General features: G+C 28.8%; 24 protein-coding genes and 2 pseudogenes. 4 read left to right on the top strand and 22 right to left on the bottom strand.

Going from position 1 to position 18,260, the window contains the following annotated elements:
• Positions 1-58: 58 nt before the first annotated feature.
• Together Q0984_RS07880 and Q0984_RS07875 are read left to right on the top strand one after the other, a co-directional pair.
• Complete coding sequence (locus Q0984_RS07880; protein WP_299526123.1) at positions 59-1,090, top strand: ATPase; 1,032 nt, start codon at positions 59-61, stop codon at positions 1,088-1,090.
• Positions 1,091-1,103: 13 nt separating this feature from the next.
• The gene (locus tag Q0984_RS07875; protein ID WP_299526120.1) at positions 1,104-1,313 is read left to right on the top strand and encodes a hypothetical protein; all 210 of its coding nucleotides are present in this window, start codon (positions 1,104-1,106) and stop codon (positions 1,311-1,313) included.
• Here the strand turns inward: Q0984_RS07875 and argH are convergent.
• From argH to rpl7ae, 15 genes are all read right to left on the bottom strand, one after another.
• Entirely contained in the window at positions 1,310-2,728 is a 1,419-nt protein-coding gene (gene argH, locus Q0984_RS07870) for an argininosuccinate lyase (protein ID WP_299526117.1), read from the bottom strand. The genes Q0984_RS07875 and argH overlap by 4 nt on opposite strands.
• 57 nt (positions 2,729-2,785) lie before the next feature.
• The gene (locus tag Q0984_RS07865) at positions 2,786-2,941 is read right to left on the bottom strand and encodes a 30S ribosomal protein S27ae (RefSeq protein WP_299526114.1); all 156 of its coding nucleotides are present in this window, start codon (positions 2,939-2,941) and stop codon (positions 2,786-2,788) included.
• 9 nt (positions 2,942-2,950) lie between these two features.
• Positions 2,951-3,259, bottom strand: a complete 309-nt coding sequence (locus tag Q0984_RS07860) for a 30S ribosomal protein S24e (RefSeq protein WP_299526112.1) — start codon at positions 3,257-3,259, stop codon at positions 2,951-2,953.
• 20 nt (positions 3,260-3,279) lie between these two features.
• On the bottom strand, positions 3,280-3,789 hold the full coding sequence (locus Q0984_RS07855) for a GTP-dependent dephospho-CoA kinase family protein (RefSeq protein WP_299526109.1): 510 nt from the start codon (positions 3,787-3,789) through the stop codon (positions 3,280-3,282).
• Positions 3,790-3,799: 10 nt separating this feature from the next.
• The gene (gene spt4, locus Q0984_RS07850; protein WP_299526107.1) at positions 3,800-3,976 is read right to left on the bottom strand and encodes a transcription elongation factor subunit Spt4; all 177 of its coding nucleotides are present in this window, start codon (positions 3,974-3,976) and stop codon (positions 3,800-3,802) included.
• Positions 3,973-4,530 (bottom strand): DNA-directed RNA polymerase, encoded by a 558-nt coding sequence (locus tag Q0984_RS07845; RefSeq protein ID WP_299526104.1) that lies wholly within the window; start codon positions 4,528-4,530, stop codon positions 3,973-3,975. Before Q0984_RS07845 ends, spt4 begins: the two co-directional genes overlap by 4 nt.
• A gap of 19 nt (positions 4,531-4,549) precedes the next feature.
• Positions 4,550-5,077 carry an inorganic diphosphatase gene (locus Q0984_RS07840; RefSeq protein WP_299526101.1) on the bottom strand — a complete coding sequence of 176 codons (528 nt, stop codon included), beginning with the start codon at positions 5,075-5,077 and terminating at the stop codon, positions 4,550-4,552.
• Between the two features lie 46 nt (positions 5,078-5,123).
• On the bottom strand, positions 5,124-5,516 hold the full coding sequence (locus tag Q0984_RS07835; protein WP_299526099.1) for a PIN domain-containing protein: 393 nt from the start codon (positions 5,514-5,516) through the stop codon (positions 5,124-5,126).
• Positions 5,517-5,525: 9 nt separating this feature from the next.
• A complete protein-coding gene (locus Q0984_RS07830) occupies positions 5,526-6,740 on the bottom strand; it encodes a translation initiation factor IF-2 subunit gamma (protein WP_299526097.1) in 1,215 nt (404 codons plus the stop codon).
• 65 nt (positions 6,741-6,805) lie between these two features.
• Positions 6,806-7,189, bottom strand: coding sequence for a 30S ribosomal protein S6e (locus tag Q0984_RS07825; protein WP_299526095.1), 384 nt, complete (start codon positions 7,187-7,189; stop codon positions 6,806-6,808).
• Positions 7,190-7,228: 39 nt separating this feature from the next.
• Positions 7,229-9,019 carry a translation initiation factor IF-2 gene (gene infB / locus Q0984_RS07820; RefSeq protein WP_299526092.1) on the bottom strand — a complete coding sequence of 597 codons (1,791 nt, stop codon included), beginning with the start codon at positions 9,017-9,019 and terminating at the stop codon, positions 7,229-7,231.
• 17 nt (positions 9,020-9,036) lie between these two features.
• The gene (gene ndk, locus Q0984_RS07815) at positions 9,037-9,489 is read right to left on the bottom strand and encodes a nucleoside-diphosphate kinase (protein ID WP_299526089.1); all 453 of its coding nucleotides are present in this window, start codon (positions 9,487-9,489) and stop codon (positions 9,037-9,039) included.
• Positions 9,486-9,647, bottom strand: a complete 162-nt coding sequence (locus tag Q0984_RS07810) for a 50S ribosomal protein L24e (protein WP_004034240.1) — start codon at positions 9,645-9,647, stop codon at positions 9,486-9,488. Before Q0984_RS07810 ends, ndk begins: the two co-directional genes overlap by 4 nt.
• 14 nt (positions 9,648-9,661) lie before the next feature.
• On the bottom strand, positions 9,662-9,868 hold the full coding sequence (locus tag Q0984_RS07805; RefSeq protein WP_004034241.1) for a 30S ribosomal protein S28e: 207 nt from the start codon (positions 9,866-9,868) through the stop codon (positions 9,662-9,664).
• Positions 9,869-9,901: 33 nt separating this feature from the next.
• Complete coding sequence (rpl7ae, locus tag Q0984_RS07800; RefSeq protein ID WP_011953752.1) at positions 9,902-10,273, bottom strand: 50S ribosomal protein L7Ae; 372 nt, start codon at positions 10,271-10,273, stop codon at positions 9,902-9,904.
• Positions 10,274-10,937: 664 nt separating this feature from the next.
• Between rpl7ae and Q0984_RS07795 the strand changes: the two are divergent.
• Positions 10,938-11,799, top strand: a pseudogene (locus Q0984_RS07795) (hypothetical protein).
• A 187-nt stretch (positions 11,800-11,986) separates the two neighbouring features.
• On the opposite strand, the gene Q0984_RS07790 reads toward Q0984_RS07795, so the two are convergent.
• Positions 11,987-12,112: a hypothetical protein gene (locus Q0984_RS07790; RefSeq protein WP_299526081.1), complete on the bottom strand. Its 126-nt coding sequence runs from the start codon at positions 12,110-12,112 to the stop codon at positions 11,987-11,989.
• A 265-nt stretch (positions 12,113-12,377) separates the two neighbouring features.
• On the opposite strand from Q0984_RS07790, the pseudogene Q0984_RS07785 reads away from it, so the two are divergent.
• Positions 12,378-12,739 (top strand): annotated as a pseudogene (locus Q0984_RS07785) (hypothetical protein).
• 489 nt (positions 12,740-13,228) lie between these two features.
• On the opposite strand, the gene Q0984_RS07780 reads toward Q0984_RS07785, so the two are convergent.
• The 6 genes from Q0984_RS07780 to Q0984_RS07755 all read right to left on the bottom strand — a co-directional run bounded on the left by Q0984_RS07780 (position 13,229) and on the right by Q0984_RS07755 (position 18,097).
• A complete protein-coding gene (locus Q0984_RS07780; RefSeq protein WP_004034256.1) occupies positions 13,229-13,426 on the bottom strand; it encodes a histone family protein in 198 nt (65 codons plus the stop codon).
• A 257-nt stretch (positions 13,427-13,683) separates the two neighbouring features.
• Positions 13,684-14,880, bottom strand: a complete 1,197-nt coding sequence (thrC, locus tag Q0984_RS07775; RefSeq protein WP_299526078.1) for a threonine synthase — start codon at positions 14,878-14,880, stop codon at positions 13,684-13,686.
• Positions 14,881-14,924: 44 nt separating this feature from the next.
• Complete coding sequence (locus Q0984_RS07770; RefSeq protein ID WP_299526075.1) at positions 14,925-15,584, bottom strand: stage II sporulation protein M; 660 nt, start codon at positions 15,582-15,584, stop codon at positions 14,925-14,927.
• Positions 15,584-16,672, bottom strand: a complete 1,089-nt coding sequence (locus Q0984_RS07765) for a tryptophan--tRNA ligase (RefSeq protein WP_299526072.1) — start codon at positions 16,670-16,672, stop codon at positions 15,584-15,586. Before Q0984_RS07765 ends, Q0984_RS07770 begins: the two co-directional genes overlap by 1 nt.
• A 108-nt stretch (positions 16,673-16,780) precedes the next feature.
• Positions 16,781-17,296, bottom strand: coding sequence for a tRNA-intron lyase (gene endA / locus Q0984_RS07760; protein WP_299526069.1), 516 nt, complete (start codon positions 17,294-17,296; stop codon positions 16,781-16,783).
• A 90-nt stretch (positions 17,297-17,386) separates the two neighbouring features.
• The gene (locus Q0984_RS07755; RefSeq protein WP_299526067.1) at positions 17,387-18,097 is read right to left on the bottom strand and encodes a metal-dependent transcriptional regulator; all 711 of its coding nucleotides are present in this window, start codon (positions 18,095-18,097) and stop codon (positions 17,387-17,389) included.
• Between the last annotated feature and the right edge of the window lie 163 nt (positions 18,098-18,260).

The raw sequence follows: 18,260 nt of genomic DNA, 5'->3' as shown, positions 1-18,260 counted from the left end.
TTTAATAATATCTTAGTATATATTATTTACTAGATATGTAAGAAAAGATTTGAATTTGGTGAAAAATTTGTACACTAAAGAAAAATTATTAGAAGAAATAAATCAAGTAAGAAAACAAATAGGTCATGAAGAACTTAAAATCCACATAAAAGATATCTATTACAACAAACAAGAAAACGAAATGTGGATAATCACTGAAGACAGACCAGATAAATCAGCCATCATTGGAAAAGGAGGATGGGTTGTTGGAAAACTAAGAGAAAAATTAAAAATAAACAGCATTCATGTAGAAAGTTATGGAGACTTCCTAGTTAAAGAGTATAAATTAAAACTTTCTAAAAGAACAATAGACGAATTTAATTCTAACCTTACAGGAATCAAAAACTTGAAAAAAATATTAAATGCCAAATTAGAAAATATTTACAATTTTGATTACAACAGCTACTTTAAAAATAATGCATTTAAAGAATCAGAAAATACCGAAGCAATAGTTGCATTATCTGGAGGAGTAGATAGTAGTTTTTCATTAATTCTTGCAAAATATTTAGGATTTAACCCCCTATCTATTACAATTGACCCTGGAACTATTATACTACCAAACCAATATAAGAAAAATATAAAAAAATTAACTGATGAATTAAATGTAAAACACGAATACATCAAAGCAGATTATAATGAACTAATTAACGAATCATTAAATGGAAGATTTCATCCTTGTGGAAGATGTTCTAAAAATACTGAAAAATTAATAAATGAATATGCAATAACTAATAACATTCCAATAGTTATTTTTGGAGATATGTTATCTACAGGAACACAATGTATAACTCCACAGGAAAATGGAATATATCGTCTTAACCTCCCTGCAAGTTTATCTGTTGGAAAACAAGAAAATAAATCGTTGTCTAAACAGTTTAACCTACAATCATTTAGTGGATTTGGTTGTCCGTTACTATATGAAGTTCACAGAAAATATCCTTATCTAAAAAAATATTCAATTCAAAGAATATTAAGAGAAACTAGATCATCAGCACTGGAAGTAGGTGAAGCTCTTGACTTAATATGGAGTTTCTACAATACAAAAGACTAGGAGTGTGTAAAATATGTTATTTAAAATATGCCCACGTTGTGGATCAAAAAATGTGAAATGGATTATTCCTCAAAACTGGTCAACATGGGAATGTCATGACTGTGATTACACAGGGCCAATTATTGAAGGAAATGAAGAAATGTCTAAAGAAATACATGAATCCTTTATTGAATCACAAAAACATACAAAAAAAGATATTGATGAAGAATGTGAAGAAAATTAAATACCTTTCTTCTCAAACTCTTCATTTAAAAAGTCCTTAATATTATCCCTAGCTATTTCAACCATAGTTGGAGAAGGACCACCTGGAACAGTTCTCATTTTAACATTTTCTAATGGATTAAGAGCTTTTTGGACTAAACTATCATCAAGACATAATTTTTCAAAACCAAGTTCTAAAGCAATATTATCAATATATTCAGAAGTAATATCTGCTTCTTTTAATCCACTTGCACTAGCTTCATTAACTATCCTTCCAACAATTTTATGAGCTGTCCTAAATGGTATTTGTTTTTCACGAACCATAATATCTGCTAAATCAGTAGCTGTAGCAAAATTAGTTCCAGCTAACTCTAAACATCTGTCTTCATTAAATTTAACAGAAAGTAACATTTTTGTAACTATAGATAAAGTATCTTGAGTCACTTTAACTGCATTCCATAAGTGCGGAGTGATTTCTTGTAAATCCCTATTATAGGTGTAAGGAATTGCTTTTAAAATAGTTAAAATAGTTACAAGTTCACCATTTACAATAGTTGATTTAGCTCTTGCAAGTTCAGCAACATCAGGATTTTTCTTTTGAGGCATGATAGATGATGTAGATGAATATTCATCAGCCATTTCTATAATACCAAATTCATAAGTACTCCATAAAATAAGTTCTTCACAAATTTTAGATAATGTTGTACATAATGCAGACAAATCAAAAACAGTTTCAGATATAAAATCTCTTGAAGAAACACCATCCATTGAGTTTTCAAGATATGCATCAAATCCAAGTAAATCTGTAGTTAACTGTCTATTAATAGGAAAACTAGTTGTAGTCATAGCTGCAGAACCCAAAGGATTTAAATTAACACGTTTATAAGTATCTTCTAAACGTTCATAATCTCTTTTAAGTGCTTGTACATGAGCCATTAAATGATGAGCTATTGTAATTGGTTGTGCATGTTGAAGATGAGTATAACCAATAAAAACAGTCTCCAAGTGATTTCCTGCTTTTTCAACTAAACCTTCCATAAATTCTAAAATACCAATTTGAGTTTCAGTAATTTTATCACGAAGAACTAACCTAACATCAGTAGCTACTTGGTCATTACGTGATTTAGCTGTATGCATAAAACCTGCAGTTGGACCTATTTTATCAGTAACATAATTTTCAATAGCCATGTGAATATCTTCAACAGAAGGGTCAAAAACAAGCTCATTATAACCATCTTCCTTTAACTGGTCAAGAGCACCTAAAATATTATCCGCTATTTCACCATCAATGATATTCTCTTCTTTTAACATTAAAGTATGTGCAAAATTAGTCTTAATATCAGCTTCAAAAATAATTTTATCAAATTCAAGTGATGAAGTATATTCTGCAGCTTCATCAGTCATTTCAGTTTTAAGTCTACCGCTTCTTAAATTCACAAGACTCCCTTCTTAAAAATAAATTTTATAAAAAAAATAGTTGTAAAAAAAGATTATTTAATCTTTTTTCATTTCAGTATATCCACATTTACCACATGCATATCTATTACCATGATCAGCCATAAATACGCCATCAGAACAACGAGGACAAACTGGGTTTTTTCTTTCGAGTTTATCGCCATCTACTTTGTAAAGATCAGATTTTTTTACCATGAAATCACCTTATTCTTCGTCATCTTCAGCTTCAGGAGCTGCTTCAGCATTTTTAGCTATTACACTTTTAGTTTCAATGTATTCTAAATCTTCTACAGTGTCATAAACTTTAGCATAACCTAATGCTTTAGGTTCACCATAATGAGGTTGTACATTATCTACAACAGTAGCATCTTTTTTAGAATTTAATAAAGCTACTAATTTACTTTTAATATCAGTAATTTTTGGAGTAGCTTCTCCTTCATATTCAACATAGAATTTTATTTCTCTTCTGTTAAAAACTTTATTTTCCTTATCTTCAAAAATATCAATTTCCATAATTAACCCTCTTTAAATTTTTATTCTTTAATAAAAGTATCAATAAGATTTTGAGCATGATCTTTAGCATCACAAACTTTTAAAAGTACCAAACCTTCATTTGGTTGACCATACAAGATAGTAGTATTATCACTAGCCATTAAGATGCAAGGAAGAACTGCAAGATCTTCTTCCCCGTCTACTTCAATTACATGACAATTTCCATCGCCAGATAAATCCATAGCTTGGCCTATGGTTTCCCATAGATCATCAGTAATGGTTCCTGCAGGGTTTTCAGCTTTTAAAATATTTTCTGCCTTGATAACTTCATGAGTATGACTTTTTCTTTGAATTAAATTATCAATTATACCTATATCAGGATATAATTCATATTTAGCAAGGTTATTAAAAGTTGCATCACCAACAGAAATTAAAAACTCAGAAGATTTAATTTCGTCAATAGCATCTTCAAAGTCAGAATACAATTTACCTAGTGGCCTTTTAAGTGCCAAAATAGTATCCTTATTTAATTCTGCATCTAAACGTAACACAATAAAACCTCTACCTTACTCTTAAACAATATTCGCCAGCTAATTCAATATCTAATTCTTTAGCTAACTCAGATTCTTCAGGTTTTGTAATTATTAAAAGACCACTCCAATTATCTGAAGTTGGATTACCACAAATTGGACAACGTTCTTTATCAGTAATATATTTACAAACTGTACAAGCATTCATGATTTAGCCTTCTTACTTTTATTTTTAGCTTCTTCAATCCATTCAAATCTACCTAAATTAGTTTGCCTCATAGTAAGACCTATTTTAGTATTTTTAGTAGAATTATCTTTAAGACTGATAGCTACAATCCTAGTCCTAACTAAATCTCCTTCATCTAAAGTTTTATTAGATTCTTTTGCAAGGAGTGCTCCTCTTTTAGAATCATAGTTAATATAATCATCAGTAACTTGAGAAACATGAACCAAACCATCCATAGGTCCAATTCTAACAAAAGCACCAAATTCAGCTATCTCTATTACTTCACCATCAATAACTTCTTGTTGTTCAGGTTTGAAGAATATTGCATTAAACACAACATTATGGTAAGAAGCTCCATCTCCCATGATGAGTCTACCTTCACCAATTTCTTCAATTTCATTAACACAAATAAGTAAGCCTAATTTTTTATCTAAACGACTATTATATGTCTCATTTAAAGTTTGAATAGCTACTTCTTCAAGAGGATCATCAAACCTATATGGAGGTATTCTTACAGTATCCTCAATTTTAGTCATGTAATACAAAACAATCCCTCTATTCGTATTTTTCTTTATACATTTCTAAAGATCTTAAAAGTTCTTTTTTAGCTACTTCTTTATCTTCCCAACCTTTAGTTTCAACTTCTTTTCCCTCAAGATTCTTATAAACTGAAAAGAAATGTTCAATTTCTTTTAATAAATGACTTGGAACATCATCAATATCTTGAACATCACTAAAACGTGGGTCATCTTCTGGTACAGCTAAAATTTTATAATCTTTATCCCCACCATCAATCATACCCATAATTCCAATAGGTCTTGCTTCAATAAGACATCCTGGGAATGTAGGTTGCTCCATAAGAACAAGAATATCCATAGGATCACCATCATCATATATAGATTTAGGTATGAAACCATAGTCTGCTGGATAAACAACAGGAGAATATAATACTCTATCTAACATAAAAGCTTCTTTTTCCTTATCATATTCATATTTGTTTCTTGAACCTTTAGGTACTTCAATAACTGCTGTTACAACATCAGGAATGTCTGAACCTGATTCAATTTCACTCCATAAATTCACTTAAATCACCTATAATTAATTTTATGATAAATTAATAAGTCTAATTTTATATTTTTCCATCAATAGCTATATACTTTTTTTGCCTTAGATATGCTACTGTTATGCCTTTGTTTTTAGCACGATTTTTTAATTCAATATCATTTGTAGCTAAAACTTCTGAAACTCTAAGTAACGCATCATCCACAGTTTCATTATTTTCTAATGAAATATCCTTTATTTCAATATTGGAAGAATTAGCTAACTTTAGAGCTAAATCTGCATTTAGCCTAGTTTTACCTTTGTTATTTCTTTTTAAACCTTTTAATTCATTGATAACAAAGATTGGAGTTGTTAATTTATATGAAGGTAATGCTTTTCCAAGTTCATCGATTATATCGACATTAAATTGAAAAGGAACCATAAAAAAATTGGTATCAATCACAACTTCTTTAGACTCCATTATTCCCCTCTATATAATAATTCCATAACCAATTAATCTCCAACGAGCACCTACTCTACGGCTTAAAGCCACCCTGTCTCCAGGACTAGCACAAACAGGTAATTTAAGAGCAACTTCAACACTGTTTTTCTTAGTAGATGTAACAACACCAATAGTAGTTGTAGTACCACAATTAATCATTAAAGGTTCTTTAAGTTTAATTGGAGCTACATCACGTTCTTCTTTTGTACCTACTACTCTATCAAGTAAATGTGCTTCCATTGAAAAACTATCTAAAACATCCGGTAATGTATCTACTGCTCCAGCAACAGAACCAGATAATGAATCTGCTTTAGTTAATGATGGATCTAATTTTGTAGCTACACCAATAAGCCCACCAGGACCTATTTCTTCAACATCTTTTCCATTAGCTTCAAGACCGATAATTTCAGATTTCAAGGTTATTCTTTTATTGTTATTTGTAATTCCAGGTCTTATTTCAATAGTATCTCCAAGCTTAAAAGTACCTTGAACTAAAGTTCCACCAATAACTCCACCTTTGACTTTATCAGCACCAGAACCTGGTTTATTAATATCAAAAGATCTTGCAACATGCATTAAAGGAGTTTTATCCAAACTTCTTTCAGGAGTTTTAATTCTTTTAAGCATAGCTTCAATTAAAATATCCATATTAGCTCCTTGTTGAGCAGATACTGGTATAATTGGAGCATCTTCTGCACAAGTTCCTTTAACAAAATCTTTAATTTCATGATAACTTTCAATAGCTCTTTCTTTTGAAACAATATCAATTTTATTTTGAACTACAATAACATCTTTAACACCAATAACATCAAGTGCCATTAAGTGTTCTTTAGTTTGTGGTTGTGGGCAATATTCATTTGCAGCAATTACTAAAACTGCACCATCCATTATTGCAGCACCAGATAACATAGTCGCCATTAAGGTTTCGTGACCTGGAGCATCAACAAATGATACTTTTCTAACTAATTCTGTCTCGCTTCCACAGTTTTCACAAGTTTTAGAGGTAGTATAACACATAGGCTCTTCACAATCTGGACATTTTCTAAATTCAATGTCAGCATAACCTAAACGAATTGAAATACCTCTTTTTGTTTCTTCACTGTGAGTATCAGTCCATATTCCTGATAATGCTTTGGTAAGAGTAGTCTTACCGTGGTCCACATGACCAACTAAACCTATGTTTACATCTGACTGTACGTTCACAGATAACCACCTTTTTTATATAATTTTAAATTTGAGTAAAAGTTAAAATAAGAAAAATAGTAAAACTATTCTTCCTCTTCATCGCCAACACCAAGAATATCAGCTATAGCTTTGCTTCCAGCTGAAACAACAACAGTGTTAACTTGTACAATATCATCAGCAATGGTATTTCCTCTTACGGTTTTTCTCCTTTTTACACCGTCAGCTTTAGGATGATAACCAATACCACCACTTAATAAACTTTTGATTCTTCTAGTACCTGGGACATCTTTTTTCATGGTAAATCCATTTTTATCAGCACCACCAGTTACTTTTAAAGTGTAACCGTCTAAACCAACGATTGCACCATCAAATTCATCTCCAATAACTAAACCATTAAGAGCTTTGCCATCTTCAACTTCAATTTGATGAGTTACCTCTTTTTGAGATACAACTACTTTGTATGCCATGGTATTCCTCCTTTAAATTGTTTTATAAAAAATTCATTATTATTCAAAAAGACCAAAACTTCCCCAATCAGGATCTTGTTTACGTTTAATTTCTAAAAACTCATATAAAGTTTCAAATTCATCTTCAGTTAATTTATCCTTAAATTCTCTTTCAATGTATTTATAATGTTTTTCTGGAATATCAACGTATAACTCGTCGCCTTCTTCAAAATCTTTTCCAACTATAGCATCTTTAATTGCCATAGCTACCCTTTGACCTCTAGAAATATCAGGTAATGTATCACCATTATCTTCCATACTAGCTATTGAACCTACAACATGACCATCTTTATTAATTAATTGTTGACCTTGTTTAATAGTTCCACTTAAAGATTCAATACCAACAATAGCGGGTTTACTTTGACGGAACACTAATTTTGGAAGTGAAACAAATTTTGCAGGTTTAATTATAGCATCATAAAATGCTTTCTTCTTATCTTCTTCTTTTTGCTTAATCCATTCCTCATATTCTTCAATAATCTGATAAATTACATCTCCAGAAAAGAGTTTAACTTCAGAATTATTAAGATCTTCTTCGGAATTTGGATGAACATCTACATTAAAAGCAATAATTGCTCCATGTATCTCATTTTCATCGTATGCAATTGAAGAGTTAATAATATCTCTACGATTCACATCACCAATATCTGCTGCACGAATTGGAATATCCATTTCCCTTAACAATTTAACAACAGCTTCCAAAGAACCAATAGTATCTGCTTTAACTAAAATACCTTCATCTTCTGTATCAATAGTAATATTATCAATTTCATTTAAAATCTCTTGTTCAACATCAGTCTCATCATTTAAAACTCTAAGTGGTGAACCTGAAACAACATCATCTAAATGAGGTGCAGCTATTTTAATACCTGCAGCTGCAACAACTTCATCTAATTTTCTAAATTTCTTTTTAGAATCCCTCATTTCCTCAAGAGGTAGAGGTCTTAAAATAGATCTAATCTTAGTTACCAATACATCTTCTGAAGATAACATTAAAGCTATTTCATCATTAGTTCTTAAAACACCATCATAAATAATAGCATCAAGAGTAACTCCTAAGCCCGTTTCTTCTTTAATTTCTAAAACAGTACCTTTAGCAGGAGCGTTCTCATCAATTTCAAGCTGTTCAGTTAAATATTCCTGAGCAAGTCCTAAGAGCATAGCTAAAACTTCTATAACTCCTTCACCACTTCTCGCACTAATTGGAATAATACTAATCTGAGAAGCAAAATTACTTACTCTATCAAATCTTTCAGATTGGAATCCTTCTTTATGAAGTTCACCAACAATCTCATAAATTTTAGTGTCCAAATCTTGTTGAACACTTTTAGCTTGTTTAGAAAATGTTTCTCTAAAAGAAGCACCTTCATGAACTTCCCAACCAAAAAGCCTATCAATTTTGTTAGCTACTACAATAAATGGAGTTTTATACATTTTAAGAATGTTCAATGCTTCATAAGTTTGTGGCTTAAATCCATCATTAACATCTAAAATCAATACAGCTAAATCAGCTAAAGCACCACCACGTTTTCTTAAACTAGTAAATGCCGCATGTCCTGGAGTATCAATGAAAAATAAACCAGGAATTAAATCTTTAATAGCTAATTTTGATATGAAATCTCCACAGATATTTTCAATAGTATCATTAGGAATCTCAGTAGCACCAATATGCTGAGTAATACCTCCAGCCTCCTTAGCTGCAATAGTACTACCTCTAATATAATCTAATAAAGTTGTTTTACCATGGTCTACATGTCCTAAAACTGATACAATTGGGGATCTGATTTTCATGTTATCTTAAATAATAATTATTCGTAAATTAATTTGTTATCAACGATTTCATAATCGCAAATTTCATCTTCATTAAAGAATAAATTGATTTCTCTTTTTGCAGAGTCTGGAGAGTCAGAAGCATGAATAATGTTTCTACCTGTATCCATAGCGAAATCTCCTCTAATAGTTCCGAGATCTGCTTCTAAAGGATTAGTTGCTCCAACTAATTTTCTGATAGTACTAATAGCTTCTTCTCCTTCAATTACCATAGCAAGAGATGGTGAAGAAGTAATATATTCAATTAAACTACCGAAAAATGGTTTATCTGCATGTTCTCCATAATGAGTTTTTGCTAAATCTTCATCAATTTGCATTAATTTTACAGCAACGATTTGAAGACCTTTTTCTTCAAAACGGGATAATATTTTACCCATAAGACGTCTTTGAACAGCGTCTGGTTTCATCATTACAAAACTTTTTTGAATCATTCTTTAACCCATTTAACTTTTCTTGGAACTCTTCCGAGTTTAATCATGTTTTTTTCACATTTACTGCTACAAAAGAAATAAATAGAACCATCTTTTTTAACGTACATTTTTCCAGTACCTTCTTCTATTTCTTTATTACAGAATGAACAAGTCCTCATGTTCTTACACCTTCTTAAGGAGTTTTAATTTCCTTAGCTTCTCTAATTGTATCAAGTAACATTAAAATGTCTCCTTCTCTTACAGGACCCATAATGTTTCTTGTTAAAATTCTTCCTTTATCTCTACCATCGAGGATTCTGCATTTAATTTGCATAACCTCACCAGTCATACCAGTTCTTTTTAAAACATTAATGACTTCAGCAGGAGTAGCTTCTTCCATATAAATCACCTTTTAATCCTCAAAAAAGAAGATTTATTCTTTTAATTCTGCGATTTTTTCAACAATTTCAGCTACGTCGCCTTCAGCGTCTCCAGCGTCAACAATACAAGCAGATGCAGTACCAACAGTTAAACCTGCAGCTCCACCAACTTGTTCTTTAGTAGGTAAGTAAATGTAAGGAATTTCTTTTTCATCAGCAAGAACAGGAATGTGTGCAACAATTTCAGCAGGATCAACATCTTCTGCAATAACAACAAGTGCTGCATCTCCTCTTTCGATAAATTTAGTTACTTCGTTAGTTCCTTTTGCTACTTTACCACTGTCTTGTGCGGTTTTTAATGCTTCTTCAGCTTGATTAGCTAATTCTTCAGGTGTATCAAATTTTACATAAATTGCTTTTGCCATAATATATACCTCCTTTTTCATCTGGCTATGCCATCCATCGGCAGATATTATAATTCCTTGAATTATAATATTCGTAATTATATATAGTTATATTATTTTAACTATAGAAATTACTCAAATTATTCAATGAGCGAATAATTTTATAGTTTTTAATAATACTAATTCTTGAATACATTCATATATCACTAAATATAACCTCATAATAAAAAAAAGAGAGGTTAAACTTTCAATACAAATACTTCTGAATTTCATATAATTTTTAGCAAAACTAAAAATAAAAATTTAGTAATTAATGAAATAATTCTAGAGAACTAGACAGTATTAAGTATGTTTTTATTACATATAAATGTTTTCCATACTTCTTACTAAAAATAAGTTAACTAAATTAATATTATACAACCTAGTTTTTAATAGTTTTGAAAAATCCAAATAAGAAATTCCTTGTAAAACTAACTAAAGTTCACAATTCCAACTAAACCTATTCAAAATAAATTACATATCCCTATAATTTAACATCCCCCTCTACTATATTACAATCATACTATTTATTTACATTTAAAATTTTGTATTAAGAGCTAAAAATTGTTATTTTTAAAAACTAACTATTTTAAATACTATTTAGTTCATAATACCTACTACAATTAACAAAATAAGGAGTGAAAAAATGGTTCATCATGGTGAAGATCAATTATTCAAGTATGCTACAAAAGAAGATGGCTTTGGATTATTGAAACTTCTTAAAGAATCAAATGCAAATATAAAAGAAATAGACTTCAAATCTAAAAATTTAACATATAATCCTACAGAATTGATAGAATTAGATCCTAAAATCTATAAAACAGACATGATACTTGAATTAGACCATTTAATTGTACTAACCGAATTCCAATCAACAACTGTAAAAACAATGGATGAAAAATGATACAGATTATACACTGCCCTTGTAGATTATGCAAAAAGAAATAATAAACCAATTATACTAATAGTCATCAGTACTGCTGAGAAAACAAAAATAAAAGAGTATAAAATAAATAAAGACTGTATTTTTACAATTCCAATAGTATCACTAAAAGATTTTGATGGTGATAAAATTATAAATAATATAGAAAATAAAATAAAAAATAATCAAAAAATAACCAGGCATGAAATGCTGAATTTAGCTCTAGCCCCATTTATGAGCTCAAAAAACCATTAAACAAACAAATAGAAAAAACAGTGAAAACCTTAGATGAAGTAAGAAAATCAATGAAATGCAGTAGTGATTTTGTATTTGGAGTAGAATTATTAATAGTAGAAAAATTTATCAAAATGAAAGACAGCACAAAAAATTAACAAACATATTGAGGGATACTATGAGAGTAATAGATAAATGGAGACAAGAAGACTACGAAAAAGGGAAACAAGAAGAAAAAATAAATACTGCAAAAAACATGCTAAAAGAAAACTACACCATAAAACAAATAGCAAAAATAACTCAATTAAACATTGAATCAATTAAACAAATAAAAACAGAATTTGGAAAATAAAATCAAAAAAAAACTTTTAAATTCCCAAATAATCAATTTTAAAAGGAGATTTTTTCTCCTAAAACTTTTTTTAATAAGTAAAAAAATTATTCATAAAATCTTTTGGACATTATACTGTTTTACTAAATGTTTTCGCACACAATAAATTTATCCATTATGCATAACAAGTATAGAATTTTAGTATATACTATAACTCATCATCGTCATCGAAGTCCATTTCCCAATCAAGATCATCTGATAAATCAGACCCACATTTTTCACATATTACTCTTGAAGAATCATTTAAATGGCCACAAACACTGCATGTAATCATTACAATACCTCCCTTAAATCAATTTACAAACTATTCCATGATAGTTATCTATTAAAATAGGTTGTGAACTATTATAAACTTTTCCATAGTCAAATTTTAAATGTATCTTTCTACAAGAAACATACTTAATCATATCTGAATACAAATAGAAAAAAATGTATAACAATATTTTAAAGTTAACTATGCAGTTAAAGTTTTAATTTATTGATATTTTACAAAATTATATAAACAATAAACCATTAAATTAAACATAAGATGTGATTACATGATTTTCGATGAAGAACTGACATTGTTAAAAGAAAAAATTGCAAATGCTGAAGATATGGATGAATTAAATTATATAAGAATCACTAACCAAAAAAAATATTGGTGGACCAGTATATTTATTGCAGGTTTATTTTATGGTTTAAATGGAAAAGTAGGAAAAATGATTATAACTTGGTTTGTTAGTGTTATAACTTTAGGAATATATGCATTATACATCATCTATAGAAGCTATAAAAAGATGAAACCAAATTCAATAATCAAATGGAATATTATATATTACAAAGAAGCAAAGAATTAAAAAGAAAAAGCAATTCTTCTGAAAGTGATGAATTAAAACTTCCTGAATCTAATGTAAACTAAACTGCTAAAAAAATTGGATGCCACAAAATAGAAAAATCTCAATTATAAATGTAAAACCTATATTGATTCCTATAACTACAGTACAAATATTGTGTTTTTATGAATCAAATTCCTTTATTTTCTTATTTTCCAAATATTAATTTTTATTGCTGAGATTAAACGCAATTTTCAGTAAAAATATTTTTCCCTTTCAAATATATTTATTTCATCCTTCAAATCATTCAAAAAGTAAATCTTTAACTAATATCTTAATTTACAATAATAATACCATTTGTTTATAATCACCATGAATTTAATTTAATTACTTAATTAATCCAATACAGACAATCCTAAAATGTGTATATAACTTGTGTTTTTAGATGAAACAAATATTCATTCATTTTAAAATCAGATAAAAATAAGAAAAATTACAATAAAAAAAACAATAGAATAAAAAAGAAGATAGTAATTAGATAATCACTATCTAAAACAGATATTTAATCAACAAATCTATTTGATAGCTAATTTAATATCTTCTGCTTTAACAGTTTTTCTACCTGCGTGACGTGCAAATCCAACAGCTTTTTGAGCGATTTCGTTTCCACATTCTTCGATAGCTTCAGTTAAAGCAATTTTTGCGTCATCACTGACTCTTTGAGCGCCAGCGTTTTTTAATATCCTGCCTACAGGAGCGATTGGTAATTCCATAATTAACACCTCATTTTTTTATATAAATAGTTTAAACTTTCCCATATATAAATATATTGGTATATTTTCCTTAAATTTAGAAAATTTCAATACTATAAAGTGAAATATGAAATCTTTAAAGTGCTGATTACTTAATAGTAAAATGTTTTTCCAAGAGTAATTGAAATAAAAAATTAGATAAAAATATGATAATATAAACTATTTATAAAAAAAATAAAAATTAAAAATAGAAAAAAAGAGTTAAAAACAAATAAAATCTATTTATTCATTAAAATTTTTCTTAAAGTGTCAATATCTGCATCTACCTGTTTTGGTTTGGTACATGCATCAATTGCAGTATTTGGATCTTTGAGTAAATGACCTGTAACTACACAAGTTACAGTTTCACCTTTATCCACAACACCTTGTTCACATAATTTTTTAAGACCTGCAATTGAAGCTGCAGAAGCTGGTTCAACACCTATTCCTTCTTTTCTAGCTAATAATTTTTGAGCATCTAAAATCTCTTCATCACTAACGGTTTCTGAATATCCATCAGATTCATAAATAGCTCTTAGTGCTTTAATATCACTTACAGGAGCACCTATACGTATTGCAGTAGCTATTGTTTCAGGGTTTTCTACCGGAACAACTTTATCAGCATGCTTTTTAAATGCATTAGTAACTGGGCATGCACCTTCAGCCTGAATTCCAGTCATCATAGGTACACTATCAACAAAACCTGCATTATAAAATTCTTTAACACCTTTCCATATAGCTGAAATATTTCCTGCATTACCTACAGGTAAAATAATTCTATCAGGAGATTGCCAACCTAAATCTCTTAATATTTCATATCCAATTGTTTTTTGACCTTCTAATCTATAAGGGTTAATTGAATTTAATAAGTAAAGATGTTTTTCTAATGCAAGAGCAGTCATAGCTTCAAGTGCTTCATCAAAGTTTCCATTAATAGACATTACTTCTGCACCATGGAACATAGCCTGTGCTAATTTTCCTAAAGCTACTTTTCCAGATGGTAAAAATACAATACAACGTAAACCTGCTCTAGCTGCATATGCTGCAAGAGATGCAGATGTATTTCCAGTTGAAGCACAACCAACAGTATGAACTCCTAGTTCCATAGCTTTGGTCATACCGACAGTCATTCCCCTATCTTTAAAACTTCCTGTTGGATTTGATCCTTCAACTTTAACATATAAATTAATACCTAATTCATCACCTAATTTATCACATTTACAAAATGGAGTTCCTCCTTCATTAAGAGAAACAATTTTAGATTCATCTACAGGTATACATTCTTTAAATTTCCATAAAGTATCTTTCCTACCATCAAAGATATCTTTAGAAACATCGAAATCACTAACAAGTTCAAGAACAGATCCACACTTTTTACAAGTGTAAATTATCTCATCATTGTCATACTCTTCTCCGCATGAAACACATCTAATCATAAAAAATCACTACATATTATTTTAATAATAATCAATATAAAAATTTAACCAAAAATTGAAAGGATAAAATTTGCAAATGGTACTGTTATATAAACTTCAACAACACCTGCTATTGCCATTAAAACAACTGCAATACCAAGTAAAATTAATGACTGCTTTAATTTTACATAATTTTTATCAATTGAATACATTATTTTATCCCTGAAAGTTAAATTATAAAAGTTATTTTTTGAATTAATATAATCTAAATCTGGTTTAGATATATTATAAATAAATTTAAATAAAAAATGGAACAATACAAATCCTGCTGCAGTAGCCAATATACATGAAGAAAACTCAAAAATTCCATGAGGTATGATATACATTAAAACCTTAAAGAAATTTGGAGAACTAGCTACATAATAACCAACAAAAAAACCATTATATGCAAGAATAATTCCTGAAAAACAGAAAAATATCCCAAATACAAACATTCTAAAAACTATAAAAATGTTATTTATAAATATTGTTTGAAATGTTAAAGTTATAACTCCAGTTTTAACATCATTAGTTAATTTATTTACAACTGGATCAAAAATACTTTGTAAGTAAGGTTGTAAAAGATAACCTGCTATCAAAGTACCTATTAATAGTAAAATTGAAATATAAATAGCTATTTTATTTTCTAAAAAAGCTGATTTAATCTCTGTTTTAATATCTAACATTATATCAAATTATTAGCTATTTCACGAGCTTCATCCTGTTTATCATGTATTTTATCAAACATTTCGCTCATTAATTCACTAGCTTTTACTTTACAATCACCACAACGTAATGTTCCATTTAAACATTCATTACGTATTGTTTCAAGTTCATTATCATCATCAATTAAATGATATACAAACATTTCATAAATTACACATTTATCTACCTGACCACCTAATTCCTGTTGTTCTTTTAAACTTTCCCTACCACCAGTTTTAGCTGTTTTAACTTTTTTAGCTGCAGTTTCACCATCTTCATTTAAGTAAATAGCTGTAGATGGTTTACTACTACTCATTTTACCACCACTTAAACCAGTTAAAAATCTGTGATATGTTGATGAAGGTGATATAAATCCATATTCTTCATTAAGTTTATGAGCTATGTCCCTAGTTAATCTGATATGAGGATCTTGATCTACACCAACAGGGACTACAACATTTTTAGGACCTCCAAATTCTTCAATTTGAGGAAGTAAAATATCAGCTACCTGAACTATTGGTGCTTGAATATGTGCCATGTTTGTTGATTGAGTAAAACCATAAATTGCTTTTAATTCATTGAAATTAGTTTTTTTAGAAGATTTAAAAGCCAAATCCCTAAGAGAATTATTTTTAGATTGTAAATAAACATTTACATTATCTCTTTCTAAATCTAAACCTAAAGCAATATAATTTGTTAAATATTCATTAACAGCAATATCCCTTGCTTTTTCAAAACTCATATCTCTAGCAGCATAAGATTCCAAATCAGCAATAGGTAATGACAACATCGCACCATTATCTTGATACCATTTTAATTGATCAACAACCATTTTATGACCAATATGCATCTGACCACTTGGCATCATTCCAGTTACCACTGCAAAATCATTATTTTTATTAATTAAATCATTAACTTTATTAAAATCCCTATGTCCAAATATTACTCCTCTTTTCATTAATCTATGAGGATTTTTTACATTATTAATCAAGTCTGAAAATTTTTGAATTCCAAACTGATTAACTAATTTATCATAATCAACACTTGATGATGCCCATGGATCTATCAAATAAATCACCTTACCTTCAATAATTATATTAAATTAAATATTTGATTGAGAATTATAATAGTAACTATAATTACTTGTAAAAATATAAATCATTTCTTCAATTAAAACCTATGGTCTTGTCCATTCAACATTGTAATATGTAATATCTAAATCATCATCAACAATAGCTAAAAGAAGTTTCTTGTTAACACCATGAGAAACACGAACATAACTTGAAAAATCAAGTGCATTAATATCATAAGTTTCATAAACAATTTTAACTAAATAATCAGAATGTCCTTTTCCAGGACCTCCTCCACGATTATATAAACGGAAATCAGAACCATATTTAAATCCAGTTTTAATAACATAACCACGATCTTTTAAATCACGGAAAACAATGTATTTTCCATAAATTTCTTTATTTTTTAAAAGATCAATGAGATAATCTAAACTACATTTAATATCATCTTCATAAACATCTAAACGACCCTTTTCAAGTAAATAACAAGCTTCAATTAAAGAAAGATTTAAAGTATCAGCTTCAATTTTACCAAATAAACTCTTTTCATGTAAAGCTATAGGCCTTTTACTACCTTCTTCAATCTTTATAGATATAATATCATTAGATAAATTTCCGCGCATTAAAACACCATAAAAAGAAAAAATTATATTTAATGAACTTATTTATGATTACAATATTATATATATCTTTATAAAAAAAAGAAATAAGAGTTAAACTCTTATAAAAATATTATTTGCCATGTCCTTTGATAATTCAATATCTTTATCACCAATAGACACTAAAAAAACATCCAAATCATCACTATAATCATGATAATAAATATCTGAACCAACAGTTATCCCCAAATCAGAAATTTCATCTAAAAGTTCAGAATTTCCACGAATAAAAGACACAATACCTTCAGTACTTGAATTTAATTCTGAAACAGACAATAAATTAAATTTCCTATTTATAACTTGATCAAAATCTTTAACTGAGTAACATTGACTACAATTACTAAATTCCAAATCACAAGCTGGAATAAGACCATCACTAGGACCTAAATCAGGATGATGTAACATTGTACAAAGTGCTCTTTCAGCTTCATCTGATAAAGTATGCTCCATTTTACAAGCTTGTTCATGAACATTTTCTTGCTTAATATTTAAAACTTCAGTTAAAAACTTTTCAAGAATTCTATGTTTTCTTGTTATTTTTTGAGCAATTTTCATACCTTCATCAGTTAAAGAAGCTCCTTTATAAGGAATATAATTAACATAGTTTAATTTTTCTAATTTTTTAAGCATTTGAGTTACACTACCAGGTGCAATCCCTAATTCTTTAGATAATGTAGTGGTAGAAACTTGTTCTTTATTACTACCATTACGATAAAGAACTTCCAAATATTCTTCAATATTCTCACTAATTCCATTAGTTGCCATATGATTCACCTAGATTAAACAATAATATATTGGAATTAGAAGTATAAAAAGTTTGGGATAACCTAAATATAATTTTATAAAAAAAGGAGTCTGTAAAATTTTATAGGCTTATTTGATTTTTATGTGTTTTTCGGTCCAATTTTGCATTTGATAGTCTAAAAAT

The sequence above is a fragment of the uncultured Methanobrevibacter sp. genome, assembly GCF_934746965.1.
Lineage (GTDB): Archaea > Methanobacteriota > Methanobacteria > Methanobacteriales > Methanobacteriaceae > Methanocatella.
The sequence above is the reverse complement of the archived record's forward strand: the minus strand, read 5'-3'. Positions and strand labels throughout refer to the sequence as shown.

Coding starts and splice junctions, on each gene's coding strand:
- Q0984_RS07875 (WP_299526120.1), top strand. CDS start 1,104: ATGTTATTTAAAATATGCCCACGTTGTGGATCAAAAAATGTGAAATGG.
- Q0984_RS07865 (WP_299526114.1), bottom strand. CDS start 2,941: ATGGTAAAAAAATCTGATCTTTACAAAGTAGATGGCGATAAACTCGAA.
- Q0984_RS07860 (WP_299526112.1), bottom strand. CDS start 3,259: ATGGAAATTGATATTTTTGAAGATAAGGAAAATAAAGTTTTTAACAGA.
- spt4 (WP_299526107.1), bottom strand. CDS start 3,976: ATGAATGCTTGTACAGTTTGTAAATATATTACTGATAAAGAACGTTGT.
- Q0984_RS07845 (WP_299526104.1), bottom strand. CDS start 4,530: ATGACTAAAATTGAGGATACTGTAAGAATACCTCCATATAGGTTTGAT.
- Q0984_RS07835 (WP_299526099.1), bottom strand. CDS start 5,516: ATGGAGTCTAAAGAAGTTGTGATTGATACCAATTTTTTTATGGTTCCT.
- Q0984_RS07825 (WP_299526095.1), bottom strand. CDS start 7,189: ATGGCATACAAAGTAGTTGTATCTCAAAAAGAGGTAACTCATCAAATT.
- infB (WP_299526092.1), bottom strand. CDS start 9,019: ATGAAAATCAGATCCCCAATTGTATCAGTTTTAGGACATGTAGACCAT.
- ndk (WP_299526089.1), bottom strand. CDS start 9,489: ATGATTCAAAAAAGTTTTGTAATGATGAAACCAGACGCTGTTCAAAGA.
- Q0984_RS07810 (WP_004034240.1), bottom strand. CDS start 9,647: ATGAGGACTTGTTCATTCTGTAATAAAGAAATAGAAGAAGGTACTGGA.
- Q0984_RS07805 (WP_004034241.1), bottom strand. CDS start 9,868: ATGGAAGAAGCTACTCCTGCTGAAGTCATTAATGTTTTAAAAAGAACT.
- rpl7ae (WP_011953752.1), bottom strand. CDS start 10,273: ATGGCAAAAGCAATTTATGTAAAATTTGATACACCTGAAGAATTAGCT.
- Q0984_RS07790 (WP_299526081.1), bottom strand. CDS start 12,112: ATGATTACATGCAGTGTTTGTGGCCATTTAAATGATTCTTCAAGAGTA.
- Q0984_RS07780 (WP_004034256.1), bottom strand. CDS start 13,426: ATGGAATTACCAATCGCTCCTGTAGGCAGGATATTAAAAAACGCTGGC.
- thrC (WP_299526078.1), bottom strand. CDS start 14,880: ATGATTAGATGTGTTTCATGCGGAGAAGAGTATGACAATGATGAGATA.
- Q0984_RS07770 (WP_299526075.1), bottom strand. CDS start 15,584: ATGTTAGATATTAAAACAGAGATTAAATCAGCTTTTTTAGAAAATAAA.
- endA (WP_299526069.1), bottom strand. CDS start 17,296: ATGCGCGGAAATTTATCTAATGATATTATATCTATAAAGATTGAAGAA.
- Q0984_RS07755 (WP_299526067.1), bottom strand. CDS start 18,097: ATGGCAACTAATGGAATTAGTGAGAATATTGAAGAATATTTGGAAGTT.